Origin of the sequence: Belnapia mucosa (genome assembly GCF_016775475.1) — a bacterium.
Lineage (GTDB): Bacteria > Pseudomonadota > Alphaproteobacteria > Acetobacterales > Acetobacteraceae > Belnapia > Belnapia mucosa.
Window position 1 is genome coordinate 1 of sequence record NZ_JAEUXJ010000091.1, and the last position, 507, is coordinate 507.

Annotated in this window: 1 protein-coding gene; it reads left to right on the forward strand. The window is 64.1% G+C overall.

Going from position 1 to position 507, the window contains the following annotated elements; genetic code table 11:
* Positions 1-473, forward strand: a 473-nt coding sequence (locus tag JMJ55_RS30490; RefSeq protein WP_202829352.1) for an integrase core domain-containing protein, incomplete at its 5' end; no start/stop codon positions are given.
* Between the last annotated feature and the right edge of the window lie 34 nt (positions 474-507).

Consider the following 507-nt stretch of genomic DNA (forward strand, 5'->3'; position numbering starts at 1 on the left):
GCCATGGCACGAAGTTCCGGGCCCTGACGGTGGTCGACATCTGGAGCCGCGAATGCCTGGCGATCGAGGTTGGCCAGCGGCTCAAGGGCGAGCACGTGGTCGAGGTGCTGAACCGCCTCGTCCGGCAGCGAGGTGCGCCGAAATACCTGTTTGCCGACAACGGCGCCGAGTTCACCGGCCAGCTGGTTGACCTCTGGGCTTATCACCACGGGGTGCAGATCGACCTCTCGCGTCCCGGCAAGCCGACCGACAACGCCTTCATCGAGACCTTCAACGGCTCGCTGCGGGACGAGTGCCTGAACCTGCATTGGTTCGAGACGCTGGCCGAGGCCCGTGTCATCGTCGAAGCTTGGCGACAGGACTACAATGAGAGCCGGCCTCACATGGCTCTCGGGGATAAGACACCGCAGGAATACCTATCGCAGAGAAGCCCTTGCGGGTCGACGAGGGGTTCGACGGCCGGCGAAGGCTAACGCTGAACCTGGACCACCAGACCCAAGCGCCTCA